Source organism: Corallococcus llansteffanensis (assembly GCF_003612055.1).
GTDB classification, from domain to species: domain Bacteria; phylum Myxococcota; class Myxococcia; order Myxococcales; family Myxococcaceae; genus Corallococcus; species Corallococcus llansteffanensis.
Map to the genome: position 1 here is coordinate 1 of NZ_RAWB01000771.1, position 3,815 is coordinate 3,815.

The 3,815-nt window shown below is 73.1% G+C and carries 2 protein-coding genes; one reads left to right on the top strand and one right to left on the bottom strand.

Translation table 11 applies throughout. From position 1 onward, the window contains the following. On the top strand, nt 1-2,781 hold a 2,781-nt coding region (locus D7V93_RS39870), incomplete at its 5' end, for a CHAT domain-containing protein (RefSeq protein ID WP_244237791.1). A 6-nt stretch (nt 2,782-2,787) separates the two neighbouring features. Here the strand turns inward: D7V93_RS39870 and D7V93_RS39875 are convergent. Continuing rightward, nucleotides 2,788-3,795, bottom strand: coding sequence for a cupin-like domain-containing protein (locus tag D7V93_RS39875; protein ID WP_120648261.1), 1,008 nt, complete (start codon nt 3,793-3,795; stop codon nt 2,788-2,790). Nucleotides 3,796-3,815: the final 20 nt, after the last annotated feature.

Genomic DNA, 3,815 nt, shown 5'->3' on the forward strand with positions numbered 1-3,815 from the left:
GGAGGCGCCCGAGGGGACCGCATGGTGATGCCTGCGAAGAAGAAGCTCTGGGCGCTGGCGCTGGCCATCCCCCTGATGGCGGCGGGAGTCGCGGCGCTGAAGCCCTCGGCCCCTCCCCCCATTTCGGATCATTTCTGGGTGGAGCGCCGGGCCGCGGCCCGCATCGAGGCCCGCCTCACGCATCCGGAAGCCGACCGCTACCGTTCGCGCGCGCCCGCGGGCGGCTGTCCCGTGCCCGCCGAGCCGATGCCCCTGGGCCCGCTTGCCCGCATGGAGTCCCAGGAGGACTGGGGCGGCATCGCGGCGGCGTATGCCCTGGAGGGCGAGTGGAACCAGGCGGCCTCCTTCCTGGAGCGCCTGCCGGCCTCTCCGGAGCGTGACAGCGACCTGGCGGCGGTGGCGCTCGCGCGCGGCGACTTCGAACGGGCGCTGCGCCTGCTGGACGGCGCCATCGAGGCGAAGCCGAGGCTGCCGCAGGCGTTGTGGAACCGCGCGCTCGTGTTCCGGGAGATGGGGCTGACGCTGCGCGCGTCGGAGCTCTTCGAACAGGTGGCGAAGCTGGGCGAGCAGGGCTGGAGCCGCGAGGCCCACGCTCAGGCCCTGTCCCTGCGCGAGAGCACGCTGGAGCGCCAGCGTCAGTGGCAGTCGGCGCGCGACGCGACGCTGGCCCTGATGCAGGACGCGAAGGCGCCGCTGCCGCTGGACGCCGCCCGCCAGCTGCCGGGCACGGTGCGCGGGGTCTTCTATGAGGTGGTGCGCGCCGCGGCTTCGAAGGAGCGCGCGCTGGCGCTGATGCCGCTGGCGAAGGAGCTGGACCGGGTGCAGGGCGGCAGCACGCTCACGGACTACGTGCAGCGCGTGGCGAAGCGCGACTTCACCCGCCGCGGGGAGCTGGCGCGCCAGTACGCGGAGGCGCTGCGCCCGGGCGGCTCGGTGCCGGAGGGGCTCGTGGACCGGGCGCGTCTGTCCGGGGACGAGGACATCTACCTGGGGGCCCTGCTGCGCACGCGCGACGGGACGCTCTCGCGGCTGAAGGACACGGTGGAGCGCATCAAGCGGATGGAGGACCCCTGGTTCACGTACATCGCGGACCGGGACCAGGCGCGTCAGGAGGTCGCGGAAGGCTCCTGGTGGAAGGCCGAGCAGCGCCTCTTCGCCGCGCTCCAGCGCTGCCGCGAGGGCACGATGTCGGTGCGCTGCCTGGAACTGGAGCGCCGGCTGACCATCTTCTACACCGACCTGCAGCGCCTCACGGAGGCGGAGCAGCACGCGCGCCTGCTGTGGGCGGGGGCCCGGCAGCTGCGCGAGTGGGAGACGGAGTTCACCGTCCTGGAAGTCCTCAGCCAGATCGCGCGCTCGCGCAACGACCTGGGCAGCGCGCGCGCCTATCTGGAGGAGTGGTCCGCGCGCGGCGCCACGCGAAGCTGCTCCTATCCCCACATGATGCTCGCGCACCTGTACTACCTGGACCTGCGGCCGGACGCCGCGCGGCGGGAGCTGGAGAGCGCGGCCGCCTGTGCGGACAACCCCATGCTGCCCATGTTCGGCGCGACGGTCGCGGAGCTGGCGCGCTTCGGCTCCGGTCCCGGCCCCCAGGACGCGCAGTGGCTGAAGACGGTCACCACCCGGGCCGTGGAGGGGCCCTCCACCCAGGAGAGCGACCGCGTCTACACGCACTATCTGGAAGGCCGCTTCCTCCTGGATCAGGACCGGTCCCGGGGCGAGGCGCTGCTCCAGCGCGCCATCGCGCAGGCGGACGCCCTGCCGCGCGGCGATGTGCTGGGGCGCGAGTCCTGGGCGCTCAGCTACTCGTCGCTCGCGAACGACGCGGGCCGCGCTGGCGAGTTCTCCAAGGTGGTGACGTTGATGGCCACGCAGCTGGGCACGCCCGTGCCGGCCCGGTGCGCGCTGGCCGCCAGCATCCACGCCGAGCGCACCACGCTGGTGGCGCTGGGCCCGAAGGGGGAAGTGAAGGGCCACTACGACGGCGCCCGCCGCGAGGCCTTCCCTCGGACGGACTCGTCCCGGCTGGTGCCGGAGGCGCTGCGCCAGACGCTCGCCGGCTGTGAGCGCGTGGACGTGCTCGCGTGGGCGCCCCTCTTCGGGCGCACGGACCTGCTGCCGCCGGAGATCGCCTGGAGCTTCCGCCTGGGCCGCGCCCAGGGCCCGCGCCCGACGCCGGGCACCACGGCCACGCGCCGCCTGGTGGTGGCCGGCGTGGAGGCGCCGTCGCTGTTGCAGCTCCCCCGGCTTCCCGCGTGGACGCCGGAGGCGGAGCCGGGGGCCGCGCCGCCGGACGTGCTGACCGGTTCGGATGCCACGCCCTCGCGCGTGCTGGCGAGCATGGCGGACGCCACGGAGATTGAGATCCATGCGCACGGCATCACCGACCCCAGCATCTCCGGCGCGTCGCTGGTGGTGCTGTCCCCGGAGGTGAACGGCCGCTACGCGCTCACCGCGGACGTGGTGCGCGAGCAGCGCCTCACCGGGTCGCCCACCGTGTTCCTGGCCGCGTGCAGCGCGGGGCGCACCACGTCCCTGCAGAGCACGGAGCCCTTCAGCCTGCCGGCGGCCTTCATCGACTCGGGGGCCCGCGCGGTGCTGGCCTCCACCGTGGACATCCCGGACGCGGCGGGCCGCTTCTTCGACGGAGTGCGCCGGCGCATCCACGCGGGCGCTCCCGCGGCCATCGCGCTGCGCGACGAGCGCCAGGCGTGGCTGTCACGCGACGCCCGCGCCGGGTGGACGCGCTCCGTGTTGCTGGTGGAGAAGGCGGACTGACTTTCTTCAGAAGGGGGCTTCCAGGTGCGTGTTTCCGCCGGGGACGAGGAAATGGTGGAAGGTGACGCTGGCGCTCACGTCCAGCGCCTTCACCCAGTGCCACCACCCCACGGGCAGGAACACCATGTCCCCGGGCTCCAGCACCGTCTCCAGCACCGTGGCCTCCGCGAAGAGAGGGTGGGCCACGAGGTCCGGCCTGCCCGCGTCCACGTGGCTGAAGGTGCCCCGGTGCGGGTACACCCGGTGGCGCTCGAAGGACGGCACCAGCCGCACCTGCTTGCGGCCCAGCACCTGGCCCAACAGGATGTTCATGTTGTCGTGGTGCAGCGGCGTGACGGTGCCCGCGGGCCCCAACAGCAGCGTCATCATGTCCGGCTGCAGGCCCGGGTCGATGATTCCCCGCGGGGCCCGCAGGTCCTCGCGCAGCGGCGACAGGCCGTCGCGCCGCCAGTTGTCATTGCGCGGCACCATGTAGAAGTCGTTGGTCTGCTCCGCCGCCTCCACCTTGTCGAGGAAGGCCGCGAAAGACATCCGGGCCCGGTGCCGGTCCTGCAGGGCCGCGTGCTCCGGGTTGGCGTCGCGCCCCACCATCACCTCCACCTCCACTGGGCCAAAGCGCTCGCGGAAGTAGGGCAGCGACCAGCGCGTCAGGGCCGGCCAGTCCGCCATCATCCCGCGCAGCACCACCGGCCGGTGGCCGAAGTAGTAGCGCTGGAAGAACTCCTCGGGGGCAATGCCCTCGCGCACCTCCAGCTCCCGGCCCCCGTCCTGGGCGCGCAGCTCGCTGTAGACGTCCATCAGCGACTCCAGCCACCCGAAGTGCCGGGCCACCTGGAGGCACGCCTTGAAGTAGGGGTGCTCCCCCACCGCCGCCATCTCCGCCCGCGCCAGCGCCGGGTCCACCCCCGCCGCGACCAGCACCTGCTGTACGTCCTCCTCTTTCACGCCCAGTGCCAGGTTCTCCGCCAGCCACTGCCGCCACTCGGGCCGCAGTGGAGACTTGTCCTCGTTCATTCGGAACTCCTTGAAATCCT